Below are 14,771 nucleotides of genomic sequence, written 5' to 3'. Positions count from 1 at the left end.
TGGGCCTCCGCGACTTCGCGCCCTCGCTCCCAAGAGCTACAGTTTCCGGCTGGGGCAACGGTGCGCCACCGTCGTAGGCCCAATGCAACCCGAGTTCCACCATTTGGCCTGCGGAGCCGTAAACGATAACGCTCATCTGCTTGTTGCCCGCCAACAGGCCGATACCGTCGGCAATGAACTTGGTGTCGCGGCTCGGTCGATCGTCTTCAGTGAGAAAGCCAACACTATCGCATCCACAGTCGCACCGCGAATCAACAACCAAAATCTGCAAGGTGTATTTTCCTGCAGCGACGGCGTGTGGGGTGTAGGCGCCACAGCAGTATTAGGCCTCACTGCAGGTTGTAGTGATGGCGCAAAAAGACAACCTGTTGCGCATAGCCCCCTGGACGCGACAAAGCAGCGGGGGATGGCGATACCGACTCTGCCGCGATTGCCGCTTGAAGATCCGGGCGATCGCGGAGGAATCGGTCAAGTGTTGCTTGAGCCTGAGCAGTGCCTCCGAAGCAACACGAGAACTCCACCGAGGGTACCAAGTCGAATGCGGGAACAGCTGCAGTTGCAAGCTCGGCGAGAAGATTCTCGACTGATTCGAATCTCTCGAAGTAGGGCAAGACTTCCGAGTGGATGAACTGAATGGCGTCTTGGATCGTCTGTTCTCGGTCTTGTGGATCCGCCAACTCCCATTGAACCATCGCGAACCTTGTACCGAGCAGGTGGACCATGCCGCCGGCGACATGTGCACTCGAAAGCTCAGGCGGCAGGCACCTAGCTCGCCAAGCTTGGAGTTCTTCGGAGGCTACCGTGGCATGCATCCAAAGCTGCACATGCCTGCCAGAGACGTTGTAGTGGCTTGACTGAAACGCCACCTCATTTGTGAATCGCGACCTTCTTGCGATGCAGCGTTGTTTGCTCTTCAGGTACTTGAAGCCAAGAGGCTCAAGCGCTCGCCCGAGGTGCGCGCATGCTGCTCGATACACGTCTCTGGCAGGCTCGTCACTCAGTAACCCTGGCTCGGACCGCTCCGGCGGCCAAGGTTCCGTCTGGGGAATGGGCGGCTTGTAGAGAAACTGACGAGGCATCTTTGATGCGGCCTAACGAATGGAAGGGCCTTCCCCGCCTTGAGTGATCCGCAGTGCGAAGCGTCGAGTAACGGCGCCAAGATGGGAAGTGCGAACTCTCATCAACTCACCTGGAAGGGGAAGGCCCATGACCATTATTGCCACGGGTATCGATCTGGCGAAGAACGTCTTTGCGGTGCACGGCGTGAACGCCACTGGGGTGGTGCAACTGCGTGAGCCGAAGGTGGCGCGCAGCAAGCTGCAAGCGCTGATCGCTGCACTGCCGCCGGGTGTCATCGGTATGGAGGCGTGCTCTGGAGCGCACCACTGGGCGCGGCAGTTTCAGGCGCACGGCCACACCGTGCGCCTGATGGCGCCGAAGCTGGTCACGCCCTACCGCATGAGCGGCAAGCGGGGCAAGAACGACGCGGCCGACGCGGCTGCGATCTGCGAGGCGATGCAGCGACCCAACATGCGCTTCGTTCCGATCAAGACCGAGGAGCAGCAGGCACAGCTGATGGTGCACCGCGCGCGGCAGGGCTTCGTCACCGAGCGCACGGCCTGCATCAACCGCATCCGCGGCCTGCTCTGTGAGTTCGGCATCGTGCTGCCGCTGAAGGCCGAGGTGGTGCGCCGCCAGGCCCGCGAGCACCTGGAGGACCTGCCCGGCTACGCCAACCTGGTCATCGGCGACTTGCTCAGCGAGGTGGCGCACCTGGACGAGCGCATTGCCCAGTACGACCGGCATGTGCACGCCATGGCCCGGCAGAGCACGCCCGCGCAGCAGTTGATGCAGTTGATGGGCATTGGCCAAGCCACGGCCACGGCGCTGGTGGCCATGGTGGGCAATGCCACGGAGTTCAGTTGCGGACGGCAGTTTGCGGCCTGGATCGGGCTGGTGCCGGGGCAGTACAGCTCCGGCGGCAAGGCGCGCCTGGGGCGCATCACCAAGGCCGGTGATCCGTACCTGCGCAGCTTGCTGGTGATGGGTGCTCGGGCAGTGCTCAACGCGGCGAAGAACAAGACCGACGGCATCAGCCGCTGGGCGCTGGCCGTCGAGCAGCGGCGCGGCTACTGGAAGGCGGTGGTGGCCATCGCCGCGAAGAACGCTCGCCTGGCCTGGGCGGTGCTGACCAAGGGCGAAGCCTTCAAGCTGGCGGCCTGAGCGGGGGCGCCGACATGACACCCAGACACCAGTCCCCGGCCTACACCCATCAGTTTGCTGCGGCCCCGCCCTGAGCCGCAGCCCGGTTTCCTCCACTGCGTGATGGCACTCGTTGATGTGCACAGGTTGGCCCGGCATGGGCAGTGACCGTTTAGCTCAAGGAGCCTCTGGCGCGCCAGCAATGGCCCGACAAACTCGGCTAACGAATGGGTCGCCCATGCGCTTCTTCCATCAGGGTCCGCAGCCGGCATGCCGTGCTGCACAGTGACCGCTTGTAGTTTCTTCCGTCCGCACCCTGCGCATCCTGCATCAACGCCCGCCGCAATAGCGCGTGGTGGAGTCTTTTATTCAGCCGTATGACCCAGATTGAATCACTGGCGTGATTCAACGGATCAGTTTCGCTTGACAGGCGGGGAAGCCCTTGTAGTTGAGTTCACCCGCGTGCGGAGGGACTTCCCCAGTCCAGTAACGCTATCGAGGTACCAAGATTACTTGTTGCGGAAGTTCAATCTGATCGGAAAGGGGAAGTTATGGCGGAGATTACCTGGGGATTGGTGGCGCGGGTAGGGGTAGGACTGTCGAAGCGGGTGTATCAGGTGCACGCAGTGGATCGGTCGGGGCGTGTGTTGATGGCCAAGTCGCTGTCGCGCGAGCGTTTCTTGGCGTGGTGCGCCGAGTTGCCTGCCGGCTGCCTGGTGGCGATGGAAGCCTGCGGTGGTGCGCACCACGTAGCGCGGCGCTTGCGCCTTCTGGGTCTCGATGCGCGGCTGATTGCCGGACACTTCGACACCCCACACCGCATGGCCGCCAGGGGCGGGAAGAACGATGCCAACGACGCGGCCGCGATCTGCTGCGCGGCCGCTTGCCGGCCGCACATGCGCTTCGTGCCTGTGCAGACGGCCGAGCAGCAGGGCCAGCTCAGCGTGCACCGCCTGCGCGAGGGCTACAAGGCCGAGCGCACAGCGCTGATCAACCGCATCCGCGGCGTGCTGGCCGAGTTCGGTTTGGTCTATCCGCAAAGCCCCGAGGCGCTGCGCCGGGTGCTGGCCGAGATGCAGGAGGATGCCGGCAACGAGCTGACGGGCATCGCGCGTCTGGTGTTGCAGCGAGCGCACCTGCATTGGATCGACCTGGATCTGCAGATGAAATGGTGCGACGAGCGCATCGAGGCCCACGCCCGAAGCGAAGAGCGCGCAGCCAAGGCCGCAGCGCTGCAGGGGATCGGCCCCATTGGCGCATCGGCGCTGGTGGCCAGCGTCGGAGACTTCAGGCAGTTCAGCAGTGCCAAACAGTTCGGCGCGTGGCTGGGCCTGGTGCCGAGCCAGAACTCCACGGGAGGCAAGGCCCGGCTGGGAAGAATCACGAAACGAGGCGATGACTACCTGCGAACGCTGTTGATGCAGGGGCGCGAAGTCGGCGGTGATGACCGCCGCCAAACGATCCGACCGCATCAGCCAGTGGCTGGTGCAATTGAAAGAACGGGTCGGCTGGCAGAAGGCCGTGGTGGCGCTGGCCAACAAGAATGCGCGCATCCTGTGGGCCTGCTGACCCGGGATGGCCGATTCGATCCGAACCATGTTCCCGAGGCACCGGCGCCGCACTGCGCTTTGAGCCAACGACTGGCCATCTGAAGAATTCGTTCCCACCCGCAGACGCGAAGCGCAGATAGCACCACAGATCAGACCGGCGGCAGCCAAACCCGGTAACCATCAAGGGCGCGATGCCCGACGAGCGAATGGAGCACTGCCGAGCGGTTCTTATCTGGGGCCTCGGCATCGACCGAAACAAGCCCGCATGTAGATGTGCAGTCTGTTCCATGTCGTTGTTGTCATAGCGCGCCGCAACTACTGGTCGGAACTGACTGAGGAATCAAATCAAACCGTTGACCGAGAGGGGAGTCCCTGTAGAGGGGTTGGGCACCCGCGCGCTATGCGGATGCTTTGCGTGCAATGTATTTCTCGTACTTCTCGGTGAGGGTGTACACGTAGTCAAATATGGCGATGGTGAAATCAACAATGTCCTGAGCGTTTTCTTTCGTGGTATCTTCATCGGAAGCATGTGCACCAATGTTTCTCTCCTTCCTCAGCGCTTCAGCCCAGGCGAACAATCTCTCGTCGATGATTCCTTTTGTCTTTAGCTCTGCAAGACCTTTGCCGATCATGTTTGCGCCGGATTTCTCCTTAATCAATCGCTCCAATGCCCGACCACAAAGTACCGCTGAAGCAGAATAGATGCCGCGAGATAAACATTTTTGCGCATCTTTGATGTCCCGTCTTGCGGCCTCAGGGATGGCAGCAGACACCTCCGTCGAAGCGGGAATCGGCCAGAGTCGTTCAGCGTGATTCCACTCCCAGTTGTTGTGCTCGTCACGATAGACAAAGGCTCTGCCGAACAGGGGTTTCTTACAACTGGGGCACTCGGATAGGAAGTACGCGTCGTCCTCAGCGTCGCCTATCCAGCTTTTGATCTCCGCTTTGACGCGAACGTAGCATTGGGGACAATCGACGGTAGTAGAACTGGCCATGGGTGTGATTTCGGGCGCCTAACGAATGGAAGGGCCTTCCCCGCCTTGAGTGATCCGCAGTGCGAAGCGTCGAGTAACGGCGCCAAGATGGGAAGTGCGAACTCTCATCAACTCACCTGGAAGGGGAAGGCCCATGACCATTATTGCCACGGGTATCGATCTGGCGAAGAACGTCTTTGCGGTGCACGGCGTGAACGCCACTGGGGTGGTGCAACTGCGTGAGCCGAAGGTGGCGCGCAGCAAGCTGCAAGCGCTGATCGCTGCACTGCCGCCGGGTGTCATCGGTATGGAGGCGTGCTCTGGAGCGCACCACTGGGCGCGGCAGTTTCAGGCGCACGGCCACACCGTGCGCCTGATGGCGCCGAAGCTGGTCACGCCCTACCGCATGAGCGGCAAGCGGGGCAAGAACGACGCGGCCGACGCGGCTGCGATCTGCGAGGCGATGCAGCGACCCAACATGCGCTTCGTTCCGATCAAGACCGAGGAGCAGCAGGCACAGCTGATGGTGCACCGCGCGCGGCAGGGCTTCGTCACCGAGCGCACGGCCTGCATCAACCGCATCCGCGGCCTGCTCTGTGAGTTCGGCATCGTGCTGCCGCTGAAGGCCGAGGTGGTGCGCCGCCAGGCCCGCGAGCACCTGGAGGACCTGCCCGGCTACGCCAACCTGGTCATCGGCGACTTGCTCAGCGAGGTGGCGCACCTGGACGAGCGCATTGCCCAGTACGACCGGCATGTGCACGCCATGGCCCGGCAGAGCACGCCCGCGCAGCAGTTGATGCAGTTGATGGGCATTGGCCAAGCCACGGCCACGGCGCTGGTGGCCATGGTGGGCAATGCCACGGAGTTCAGTTGCGGACGGCAGTTTGCGGCCTGGATCGGGCTGGTGCCGGGGCAGTACAGCTCCGGCGGCAAGGCGCGCCTGGGGCGCATCACCAAGGCCGGTGATCCGTACCTGCGCAGCTTGCTGGTGATGGGTGCTCGGGCAGTGCTCAACGCGGCGAAGAACAAGACCGACGGCATCAGCCGCTGGGCGCTGGCCGTCGAGCAGCGGCGCGGCTACTGGAAGGCGGTGGTGGCCATCGCCGCGAAGAACGCTCGCCTGGCCTGGGCGGTGCTGACCAAGGGCGAAGCCTTCAAGCTGGCGGCCTGAGCGGGGGCGCCGACATGACACCCAGACACCAGTCCCCGGCCTACACCCATCAGTTTGCTGCGGCCCCGCCCTGAGCCGCAGCCCGGTTTCCTCCACTGCGTGATGGCACTCGTTGATGTGCACAGGTTGGCCCGGCATGGGCAGTGACCGTTTAGCTCAAGGAGCCTCTGGCGCGCCAGCAATGGCCCGACAAACTCGGCTAACGAATGGGTCGCCCATGCGCTTCTTCCATCAGGGTCCGCAGCCGGCATGCCGTGCTGCACAGTGACCGCTTGTAGTTTCTTCCGTCCGCACCCTGCGCATCCTGCATCAACGCCCGCCGCAATAGCGCGTGGTGGAGTCTTTTATTCAGCCGTATGACCCAGATTGAATCACTGGCGTGATTCAACGGATCAGTTTCGCTTGACAGGCGGGGAAGCCCTTGTAGTTTGAGCTAACCGGACCCTTGCGGTGTGTGGCTAAAGGCCCAGAATGAAATGGCGGGCCTTTAGCCACACACCGCAATGGGTCCGGTTGAGCAACTGGTTAGGCGTCGGTGCTTGTGCGCTTGATCTTGCAGGTAATGTAAACGATTGATGATGCAGAAAAATCTAGAAAGAAGTCCGCCTCAGCCTTTGTCAATTTCGACTCCTCAGTTCCACCATGTCTGACGAAGTCCTTGTTGCTAGCATATCCATACGCTTGACTTACTAAGCGCTCAATGTCCGGGTCAAGCTTTGCTTGCTTGATAATTTTACCCAGAGTCCCATTGGGCTCATGGAGAAGCACCATCAAACATGACTCTACGGCACTGATTGATTCCTTGATAGAGTTTTCGTAGTCTGGTGGTTTGGAAAAGATGAAGTTCTTTGCTTTTAGCCACTGCGTGCGAACAGGCGATAGTTCATCAGTCAGTACGTCATTAGCCTTAGCCCAGTTCCTTGGATTTGGAGCATGGCGCTCTACTCGCTTAAGGTCGAGTAGAATGGCCGAGTACAATTCCTCCACACAGGCCCTCCGCTCTGCATATTTCTTCATTTCCTGAAGTTTACAGTGCGCGTAGAACACCTCAAGCGATTTGTGTGGATTAGGATTCTCGTACTTGGCCTTCTCAAGTTCAATAGTTACGTCCGCATAGAGTTCGCGATATAGGCGCGGTTGATCGCTAGTGCGTCCATCGGTCGCAAATGCCACCATGAGAGCTTGAAGCTCTTGGATTTTTGAACCAAGTTCTTTGGCGAGCTTTGCGTCCACTCTGTCTCCCCGACGCCTAACGAATGGAAGGGCCTTCCCCGCCTTGAGTGATCCGCAGTGCGAAGCGTCGAGTAACGGCGCCAAGATGGGAAGTGCGAACTCTCATCAACTCACCTGGAAGGGGAAGGCCCATGACCATTATTGCCACGGGTATCGATCTGGCGAAGAACGTCTTTGCGGTGCACGGCGTGAACGCCACTGGGGTGGTGCAACTGCGTGAGCCGAAGGTGGCGCGCAGCAAGCTGCAAGCGCTGATCGCTGCACTGCCGCCGGGTGTCATCGGTATGGAGGCGTGCTCTGGAGCGCACCACTGGGCGCGGCAGTTTCAGGCGCACGGCCACACCGTGCGCCTGATGGCGCCGAAGCTGGTCACGCCCTACCGCATGAGCGGCAAGCGGGGCAAGAACGACGCGGCCGACGCGGCTGCGATCTGCGAGGCGATGCAGCGACCCAACATGCGCTTCGTTCCGATCAAGACCGAGGAGCAGCAGGCACAGCTGATGGTGCACCGCGCGCGGCAGGGCTTCGTCACCGAGCGCACGGCCTGCATCAACCGCATCCGCGGCCTGCTCTGTGAGTTCGGCATCGTGCTGCCGCTGAAGGCCGAGGTGGTGCGCCGCCAGGCCCGCGAGCACCTGGAGGACCTGCCCGGCTACGCCAACCTGGTCATCGGCGACTTGCTCAGCGAGGTGGCGCACCTGGACGAGCGCATTGCCCAGTACGACCGGCATGTGCACGCCATGGCCCGGCAGAGCACGCCCGCGCAGCAGTTGATGCAGTTGATGGGCATTGGCCAAGCCACGGCCACGGCGCTGGTGGCCATGGTGGGCAATGCCACGGAGTTCAGTTGCGGACGGCAGTTTGCGGCCTGGATCGGGCTGGTGCCGGGGCAGTACAGCTCCGGCGGCAAGGCGCGCCTGGGGCGCATCACCAAGGCCGGTGATCCGTACCTGCGCAGCTTGCTGGTGATGGGTGCTCGGGCAGTGCTCAACGCGGCGAAGAACAAGACCGACGGCATCAGCCGCTGGGCGCTGGCCGTCGAGCAGCGGCGCGGCTACTGGAAGGCGGTGGTGGCCATCGCCGCGAAGAACGCTCGCCTGGCCTGGGCGGTGCTGACCAAGGGCGAAGCCTTCAAGCTGGCGGCCTGAGCGGGGGCGCCGACATGACACCCAGACACCAGTCCCCGGCCTACACCCATCAGTTTGCTGCGGCCCCGCCCTGAGCCGCAGCCCGGTTTCCTCCACTGCGTGATGGCACTCGTTGATGTGCACAGGTTGGCCCGGCATGGGCAGTGACCGTTTAGCTCAAGGAGCCTCTGGCGCGCCAGCAATGGCCCGACAAACTCGGCTAACGAATGGGTCGCCCATGCGCTTCTTCCATCAGGGTCCGCAGCCGGCATGCCGTGCTGCACAGTGACCGCTTGTAGTTTCTTCCGTCCGCACCCTGCGCATCCTGCATCAACGCCCGCCGCAATAGCGCGTGGTGGAGTCTTTTATTCAGCCGTATGACCCAGATTGAATCACTGGCGTGATTCAACGGATCAGTTTCGCTTGACAGGCGGGGAAGCCCTTGTAGTTTGAGCTAACCGGACCCTTGCGGTGTGTGGCTAAAGGCCCAGAATGAAATGGCGGGCCTTTAGCCACACACCGCAATGGGTCCGGTTGAGCAACTGGTTAGGCGTCGGTGCTTGTGCGCTTGATCTTGCAGGTAATGTAAACGATTGATGATGCAGAAAAATCTAGAAAGAAGTCCGCCTCAGCCTTTGTCAATTTCGACTCCTCAGTTCCACCATGTCTGACGAAGTCCTTGTTGCTAGCATATCCATACGCTTGACTTACTAAGCGCTCAATGTCCGGGTCAAGCTTTGCTTGCTTGATAATTTTACCCAGAGTCCCATTGGGCTCATGGAGAAGCACCATCAAACATGACTCTACGGCACTGATTGATTCCTTGATAGAGTTTTCGTAGTCTGGTGGTTTGGAAAAGATGAAGTTCTTTGCTTTTAGCCACTGCGTGCGAACAGGCGATAGTTCATCAGTCAGTACGTCATTAGCCTTAGCCCAGTTCCTTGGATTTGGAGCATGGCGCTCTACTCGCTTAAGGTCGAGTAGAATGGCCGAGTACAATTCCTCCACACAGGCCCTCCGCTCTGCATATTTCTTCATTTCCTGAAGTTTACAGTGCGCGTAGAACACCTCAAGCGATTTGTGTGGATTAGGATTCTCGTACTTGGCCTTCTCAAGTTCAATAGTTACGTCCGCATAGAGTTCGCGATATAGGCGCGGTTGATCGCTAGTGCGTCCATCGGTCGCAAATGCCACCATGAGAGCTTGAAGCTCTTGGATTTTTGAACCAAGTTCTTTGGCGAGCTTTGCGTCCACTCTGTCTCCCCGACGCCTAACGAATGGAAGGGCCTTCCCCGCCTTGAGTGATCCGCAGTGCGAAGCGTCGAGTAACGGCGCCAAGATGGGAAGTGCGAACTCTCATCAACTCACCTGGAAGGGGAAGGCCCATGACCATTATTGCCACGGGTATCGATCTGGCGAAGAACGTCTTTGCGGTGCACGGCGTGAACGCCACTGGGGTGGTGCAACTGCGTGAGCCGAAGGTGGCGCGCAGCAAGCTGCAAGCGCTGATCGCTGCACTGCCGCCGGGTGTCATCGGTATGGAGGCGTGCTCTGGAGCGCACCACTGGGCGCGGCAGTTTCAGGCGCACGGCCACACCGTGCGCCTGATGGCGCCGAAGCTGGTCACGCCCTACCGCATGAGCGGCAAGCGGGGCAAGAACGACGCGGCCGACGCGGCTGCGATCTGCGAGGCGATGCAGCGACCCAACATGCGCTTCGTTCCGATCAAGACCGAGGAGCAGCAGGCACAGCTGATGGTGCACCGCGCGCGGCAGGGCTTCGTCACCGAGCGCACGGCCTGCATCAACCGCATCCGCGGCCTGCTCTGTGAGTTCGGCATCGTGCTGCCGCTGAAGGCCGAGGTGGTGCGCCGCCAGGCCCGCGAGCACCTGGAGGACCTGCCCGGCTACGCCAACCTGGTCATCGGCGACTTGCTCAGCGAGGTGGCGCACCTGGACGAGCGCATTGCCCAGTACGACCGGCATGTGCACGCCATGGCCCGGCAGAGCACGCCCGCGCAGCAGTTGATGCAGTTGATGGGCATTGGCCAAGCCACGGCCACGGCGCTGGTGGCCATGGTGGGCAATGCCACGGAGTTCAGTTGCGGACGGCAGTTTGCGGCCTGGATCGGGCTGGTGCCGGGGCAGTACAGCTCCGGCGGCAAGGCGCGCCTGGGGCGCATCACCAAGGCCGGTGATCCGTACCTGCGCAGCTTGCTGGTGATGGGTGCTCGGGCAGTGCTCAACGCGGCGAAGAACAAGACCGACGGCATCAGCCGCTGGGCGCTGGCCGTCGAGCAGCGGCGCGGCTACTGGAAGGCGGTGGTGGCCATCGCCGCGAAGAACGCTCGCCTGGCCTGGGCGGTGCTGACCAAGGGCGAAGCCTTCAAGCTGGCGGCCTGAGCGGGGGCGCCGACATGACACCCAGACACCAGTCCCCGGCCTACACCCATCAGTTTGCTGCGGCCCCGCCCTGAGCCGCAGCCCGGTTTCCTCCACTGCGTGATGGCACTCGTTGATGTGCACAGGTTGGCCCGGCATGGGCAGTGACCGTTTAGCTCAAGGAGCCTCTGGCGCGCCAGCAATGGCCCGACAAACTCGGCTAACGAATGGGTCGCCCATGCGCTTCTTCCATCAGGGTCCGCAGCCGGCATGCCGTGCTGCACAGTGACCGCTTGTAGTTTCTTCCGTCCGCACCCTGCGCATCCTGCATCAACGCCCGCCGCAATAGCGCGTGGTGGAGTCTTTTATTCAGCCGTATGACCCAGATTGAATCACTGGCGTGATTCAACGGATCAGTTTCGCTTGACAGGCGGGGAAGCCCTTGTAGCAGAGTTAACCGGGCGACGACGGATGGACGCCTTGCCCGCGAGGCGCAGGATAGGCACACAACGCCTCGCGGGCAAGGTGGCCAGCGGTTGGCGCTCCGGTTGAACAACCGGTTAGGCGGCACTTCGCAGTGCGATACCTAGTTGTCATACACGCGGCAGAGGCTGCTCAACGCAGCGGGGGACAGCACGTACAGTGCTCTGCCAAAGTGTTCCGGGGCGGCGCCCTTGTTCAAGCGTTTTGGAAACTCAGCCATGTTGCTTCCGAACCTGAACTCCACGCGCTTGTTCGGGCGCACTCCGTCGATGGCAAACAGGCTGGCTGGATCCATCTCTGGATGGACCATTACGTCTGCGTGATCAGGTAGCCCCTGCTTCTGATAGACGTATAGCCGTCGCCCGGATCGCTTCGATTTGAACTCAATCACTTTCGATGTCGATGAGTTGCGGACGAAGCCAGCGCGAAGAACAGCTTCTTCGATTTCGGGAAGGGTAAGTGCCATTCAACGACATTCCGGTAGGAGATGCGTTCGGATTGTGCCGCTTAACCGATCTCAAGCGTAACGCACTCAGCGTAACCGAATACGCCCACCTTCCTGTCAGGCGTCTTCGGATACGCCTGCCGATGAAGTCCGTTGCTTGACCGACGCCGTCGAGAACGGGTGCCGCAACGGCAGGGAGGTGCGATGTCAGCACCCAGAATGGCCACTGGCGCTCGCGCTAATGAATCCCGGACGAAGACAGCACGCGATTCCACCTCGTCGTCAGGGCTCGTCGTAAGCCACCAGGCGCCAAGCTTGTCTGCGTTGCCGAGTCGCTGCGGTCCGAGAACTACAGCCCGCCCACCCCATCCCCCCGCCCCCGAATCGCACACGCCACAATCCGCCGCGCCATCCGCCCCGTCGCCCCGCGATGCGCCGCCGCAAACCCAAACGCGCTCTGCACCCACTGATTGCGCTGCGGATCAGCCGCCAGTGCCGCAGCGCGGCGCACGCCGTCGGCCATTTCGGCCACGCGCAATGAGGCGCCGGCCTTCAGCGACAGCTCGGCCGCGTCCTCGAAGTTGAAGGTGTGCGGGCCCATCACCATCGGGCAGCCGCAGGCGGCGGCTTCGATCAGGTTCTGGCCGCCCAGCGGCGCAAAGCTGCCGCCCAGCAGGGCGACGTCGGCCAGGGCGTAGTACAGGGGCATCTCGCCCATCGAATCGCCCAGCCACACGTCGGCGCGGGCGGCCTCGGGGGTGGGGCCTTCGGCCCAGCTGCTGCGGCGTGAGAGGGTGAAGCCGCTGTTGTCCACCAGCAGGCCCACTTCGTTGAAGCGCTGCGGGTGCCGCGGCACGATGAGCAGCAGCGGCCTGGGCGCCGGCAGTGCGCGCCAGGCCGACAGCAGCGGTTGCTCTTCGCCCTCGCGCGTGCTGGCGGCCAGCACCACCGCGCGCGGCGGGTCGTTGAGCTGCTGGCGCCATTGCAGGCCACGGGCCAGCAGCTTGGGCGGCGGCTCGATGTCGTATTTCAGGTTGCCGCACACCTCCACCTGCGGCGCGCCGGCTTCGCGCAGGCGGCGGGCGTCGGCTTCGGTCTGCGCCAGCACCCAGGTGAGCTGTTGCACCGCGGGGTGCAGCAGCGCGGCCAGGCGCTGGCCCTTGCGCTGGCTGCGCTCAGACAGCCTGGCATTGGCCAGCACCATCGGCACGCCGGCCTGGCGCGCGGCGTGCAGCAGGTTGGGCCAGATCTCGGTTTCCATCAGCACGCCCACCAGCGGCCGGTAGCGGCGGAAGAAGCGGCGCGCCGCCCCCGGCGTGTCGTAGGGCAGCCAGGTCTGGATGTCGTCGTCGGTGAGCAGCGCGCGCCCGGCTTCCAGGCCGGTGGCGGTGCTGCAGGTGAGCACCAGCCGCATGCCCGGGATCTGCGCGCGCAGGGCCTTGACCAGCGGCTCGGCGGCGCGGGTTTCGCCCAGCGACACCGCATGCAGCCACACCACGCGCCCTTCGATGGCGCGGCGGCGGGTGCGGTAAAAGCCCAGCCGCTCACGCAGCCGGCGGCGGTAGGCCGGCTCGGCGCGGCCCCGCCACCACAGGCGAAGCAGGTACAGCGGCGTCAGCGCCACCAGCAGCGCGCTGTAGAGGAAGCGCGCCAGCCAGGGCGTCATCGCATCGTCGTCAGTGGGCGGCGGCCGCCACTTCGGCGTCGGGCTTCACGGCCTTCAGGCGCGCCATGAAGTCGTCCTGAATGCGGTGCAGCGCCTCTTCGGTATGGCCCTCGAAGCGCAGCACCAGCACCGGCGTGGTGTTGCTGGCGCGGATGAGGCCGAAGCCGTCTTCGTAGTCCACGCGCAGGCCGTCGGTGGTGACGATCTCGCCGCCCGGGAAGTTGGCATCGGCCAGCAGCTTGTCGATCACCTCGCGCGGCTCGCCTTCGGCGCAGGCCACGTTCAGCTCGGGCGTGCTGAAGCTGGTGGGCAGGCCGTTGAGCACCGCGCTGGGGTCGTCGTGGCGGCTCAGGATCTCGAGCAGGCGCGCCGCGGTGTACGAGGCATCGTCGAAGCCGTACCAGCGCTCACCGAAGAACACGTGGCCGCTCATCTCGCCGGCGATCGGGGCCTTGACTTCCTTCATCTTGGCCTTGACCAGCGAGTGGCCCGTCTTCCACATCAGCGGCACGCCGCCGGCAGCCTTGATGGCCGGCGCCAGGCGCTGGGTGCACTTGACGTCGAAGATGATGGTGCCGCCCTTCACGCGCGTCAGGATGTCCTGCGCAAACAGCATCAGCTGGCGGTCGGGGTAGATGATCTGGCCGTCCTTGGTGACCACGCCCAGGCGGTCGCCGTCGCCGTCGAAGGCCAGGCCCAGGTCGGCTTCGGTGGCGTGCACCGTGCGGATCAGGTCCTGCAGGTTCTCGGGCTTGGAGGGGTCGGGGTGGTGGTTCGGGAAGTCGCCGTCCACGCGACTGTACAGCGCGATCACCTCGCAGCCCAGCGCCTTCAGCAGCTGCGGCGCCGAAGCCCCGGGAATGCCGTTGCCCGAATCGACCACCACCTTCAGCGGGCGGGCCAGCTTGCAGTCGCCGGTGATGCGGGCGATGTACTCGGGCACGATGTCCATCGCGGCCGAGCGGCCCTTGCCCACCGTGTAGTCCTCGGCCTCCATGCGTCGGCGCAGGCCCTGGATCTCGTCGCCATAGATGGCGCGGCCCGACAGCACCATCTTGAAGCCGTTGTAGTCCTTGGGGTTGTGGCTGCCGGTCACCTGGATGCCGCTGTTGCAGCCATGCTGGCCTCGGGTGGCGGCCACGTAGTACAGCATCGGCGTGGTCACGGCGCCCAGGTCCACCACGTCCAGCCCGGTGGAAGCCAGGCCGCGGATCAGCGCGGCGGCCAGGCCGGGGCCGGAGAGGCGCCCGTCGCGGCCCACGGCCACGGCCTTTTCACCGGCGGCCACCGCTTCGGTGCCGAAGGCCTTGCCCAGGTGCTCGGCGAAGTCCTCGTCGAGGGCCTGACCGACGATGCCGCGGATGTCGTAGGCCTTGAAGGCCGAAGCTGCAACTTTCATTCATTTCCTCCTGCGATCGATTGTAGGCAGCCTCCGTGTAAACCCGGTTGGCGCCCGGCCGCCCAGCCGAAGGGTCGCACAACCCCGGCCGGGCACAGGTCCGAAAACGGCGAGTGCGCCCGCGTCAGCCGGCCACAATG

At 63.2% G+C, this 14,771-nt stretch carries 11 protein-coding genes and 1 pseudogene; 5 read left to right on the top strand and 7 right to left on the bottom strand.

The genetic code is table 11. The features are described 5' to 3' along the window. Window positions 1-329 precede the first annotated feature (329 nt). Window positions 330-1,079, bottom strand: a complete 750-nt coding sequence (locus MW290_RS18730; protein ID WP_250199204.1) for a DUF4304 domain-containing protein — start codon at window positions 1,077-1,079, stop codon at window positions 330-332. Between the two features lie 127 nt (window positions 1,080-1,206). Between MW290_RS18730 and MW290_RS18725 the strand changes: the two genes are divergently transcribed. After that, entirely contained in the window at window positions 1,207-2,223 is a 1,017-nt protein-coding gene (locus MW290_RS18725) for an IS110 family RNA-guided transposase (RefSeq protein ID WP_250195741.1), read from the top strand. 530 nt (window positions 2,224-2,753) lie between these two features. After that, window positions 2,754-3,854, top strand: a pseudogene (locus tag MW290_RS18720) (IS110 family RNA-guided transposase). Between the two features lie 296 nt (window positions 3,855-4,150). On the opposite strand, the gene MW290_RS18715 reads toward MW290_RS18720, so the two are convergent. Continuing rightward, on the bottom strand, window positions 4,151-4,747 hold the full coding sequence (locus MW290_RS18715; protein WP_250199203.1) for a DUF4145 domain-containing protein: 597 nt from the start codon (window positions 4,745-4,747) through the stop codon (window positions 4,151-4,153). A gap of 133 nt (window positions 4,748-4,880) precedes the next feature. On the opposite strand from MW290_RS18715, the gene MW290_RS18710 reads away from it, so the two are divergent. Further along, on the top strand, window positions 4,881-5,897 hold the full coding sequence (locus MW290_RS18710) for an IS110 family RNA-guided transposase (RefSeq protein ID WP_250195741.1): 1,017 nt from the start codon (window positions 4,881-4,883) through the stop codon (window positions 5,895-5,897). A 525-nt stretch (window positions 5,898-6,422) separates the two neighbouring features. Here the strand turns inward: MW290_RS18710 and MW290_RS18705 are convergent. Next, entirely contained in the window at window positions 6,423-7,130 is a 708-nt protein-coding gene (locus tag MW290_RS18705) for a hypothetical protein (RefSeq protein WP_250199202.1), read from the bottom strand. Between the two features lie 131 nt (window positions 7,131-7,261). On the opposite strand from MW290_RS18705, the gene MW290_RS18700 reads away from it, so the two are divergent. Next, the gene (locus MW290_RS18700; protein ID WP_250195741.1) at window positions 7,262-8,278 is read left to right on the top strand and encodes an IS110 family RNA-guided transposase; all 1,017 of its coding nucleotides are present in this window, start codon (window positions 7,262-7,264) and stop codon (window positions 8,276-8,278) included. Window positions 8,279-8,803: 525 nt separating this feature from the next. Here MW290_RS18700 and MW290_RS18695 read toward each other — a convergent pair. Next, window positions 8,804-9,511, bottom strand: a complete 708-nt coding sequence (locus MW290_RS18695) for a hypothetical protein (RefSeq protein ID WP_250199202.1) — start codon at window positions 9,509-9,511, stop codon at window positions 8,804-8,806. A gap of 131 nt (window positions 9,512-9,642) precedes the next feature. Here MW290_RS18695 and MW290_RS18690 point away from each other — a divergent pair, with 131 nt between their 5' ends. Beyond that, a complete protein-coding gene (locus MW290_RS18690) occupies window positions 9,643-10,659 on the top strand; it encodes an IS110 family RNA-guided transposase (protein ID WP_250195741.1) in 1,017 nt (338 codons plus the stop codon). 565 nt (window positions 10,660-11,224) lie between these two features. Here MW290_RS18690 and MW290_RS18685 read toward each other — a convergent pair. The 3 genes from MW290_RS18685 to MW290_RS18675 all read right to left on the bottom strand — a co-directional run bounded on the left by MW290_RS18685 (window position 11,225) and on the right by MW290_RS18675 (window position 14,631). Further along, window positions 11,225-11,587, bottom strand: coding sequence for a hypothetical protein (locus MW290_RS18685; protein WP_250199201.1), 363 nt, complete (start codon window positions 11,585-11,587; stop codon window positions 11,225-11,227). 328 nt (window positions 11,588-11,915) lie between these two features. Continuing rightward, a complete protein-coding gene (locus tag MW290_RS18680; protein WP_250199200.1) occupies window positions 11,916-13,232 on the bottom strand; it encodes a 3-deoxy-D-manno-octulosonic acid transferase in 1,317 nt (438 codons plus the stop codon). Window positions 13,233-13,242: 10 nt separating this feature from the next. Beyond that, the gene (locus MW290_RS18675; protein WP_250199199.1) at window positions 13,243-14,631 is read right to left on the bottom strand and encodes a phosphomannomutase/phosphoglucomutase; all 1,389 of its coding nucleotides are present in this window, start codon (window positions 14,629-14,631) and stop codon (window positions 13,243-13,245) included. Between the last annotated feature and the right edge of the window lie 140 nt (window positions 14,632-14,771).

It is taken from the genome of Aquincola tertiaricarbonis (assembly GCF_023573145.1).
Lineage (GTDB): Bacteria > Pseudomonadota > Gammaproteobacteria > Burkholderiales > Burkholderiaceae_C > Aquincola > Aquincola tertiaricarbonis_B.
Note: the sequence above shows the minus strand (reverse complement) of the source record. Positions and strands in the feature narration are given on the sequence as shown.